The organism is Thalassolituus sp. UBA2009 (assembly GCF_002335285.1).
Classification (GTDB): domain Bacteria; phylum Pseudomonadota; class Gammaproteobacteria; order Pseudomonadales; family Oceanobacteraceae; genus Venatoribacter; species Venatoribacter alkanivorans.
This window is the reverse complement of record NZ_DDCJ01000106.1, coordinates 19,376-20,753: the sequence shown is the minus strand read 5'-3', so window position 1 is coordinate 20,753 and position 1,378 is coordinate 19,376. Positions and strand designations below refer to the sequence as shown.

The window sequence follows — 1,378 nt, the reverse complement described above, 5'->3', positions numbered from 1 at the left end:
GGGATCGGTGGGATCAGGCGGATCGGTCGGATCAGTCGGATCAGTCTGGTCAGTCGGATCAGTCGGATCAGTCGGATCGGTAGGATCGGTAGGATCAGTCGGATCAAGCAGATCTGCCACGGTAATTGCCAGAGTGGTGCTGGTGCTCAGCGGATAAATCACGCTGCTGTCAGCATCGCTGTCCTGACTTTTCACTGTCATGGTCAGAGTGAAATCATCGCTCAGGCTGGATGGCCACAGCAATTGCAGTGCACCCTGATAATCGCTGTCGATTTTCCAGCTGTTCTGGTCAATCCGTGTTGCATGGCTCAGCAGGGCTTTTTCCGGTACGCCGGAAATAACGGTGCTCAGAATGGTTTCGGAGCCATCAGTATCCAGCAGCTGTGCGCTGGCAGTCAGTTCGACGCCCTGAGCAAAAATCAACTCGCCGCCCTGACTCAGGTTTTCAATGCTGCGGTAGGTTACCGAACCACCACTAATAAATTCGATACGGCCGGCGTGCTCGCCCAGAGATTCGATACGGCTGACCAGCGACTGATCAACGATCAGGTGATCAAAGCCATCGCCGCCGTCGATATCGGTATTAACGGCATCAGACCAGCCTTTGATCTGAATAACGTCATCGTCTTCGCCGCCATTAACACTGCCGGCATTAATTTGAATCAGATCGTTACCACGGCCGCCATTTACGCTGCCGCCAAGCATTTGCACGATATCGTTACCATCGCCGGCATCGACACTGCCACGATTAACCTGAATAACATCGTCGCCCGCAGAAGCAGAAATATTGGCATCGTTTGCGACAATCCATTCATCGGCGGCACCGGCCTGAATATCGCCACGGGTTTGAGCGGTACCGACCAGAACATAATTGCTGCTGTTCAGTTGGCTGATGACCTGATCAATATTCAGGATGGCGCGGTTTTCCTGCAGATAAGCACTGGTAAAGCGGTCACTGGCCAGAGGCTGCCGGGTCAGGCTTAACTGTGGTGCATCGGCAACGGCCTCAACCGCCACGCTGATCTGACCAGTAAAGGTTTTGCTCTTACCCTTGGCGCTGTAGGTAACGGCGGTTTTCAGAAGGGCATCGCTGCCGCTGTGTTCGGCAGGAATAAATTGCGCTTCGGCCAGTTTATTCAGGGCGATGGTCCAGCTGCCGTCAGCATTGCGGACGCCGACATTAAATGCAGCCGCGGCAGGTACGTCACGGACAACCAGCGCACCCATCGAACCATCATCAATCCAGCTTTTATAGGCGGACAGATCAATGTTGAGTGCTACGGCGATATCTTCACTGGTGCTCAGCGTGCCATTAATAGCGGCACCGGTTGGCTCTGCCGGATCAGTCGGATCGGTAGGATCAGTAGGATCAGTAGGA

Annotated in this window: 1 protein-coding gene; it reads right to left on the bottom strand. The window is 54.1% G+C overall.

Features of this window, described 5'->3' with window-relative positions:
- The coding region (locus B3P58_RS13850) for a hypothetical protein (RefSeq protein WP_286718336.1) at positions 1 to 1,378 on the bottom strand (1,378 nt) is incomplete at both ends.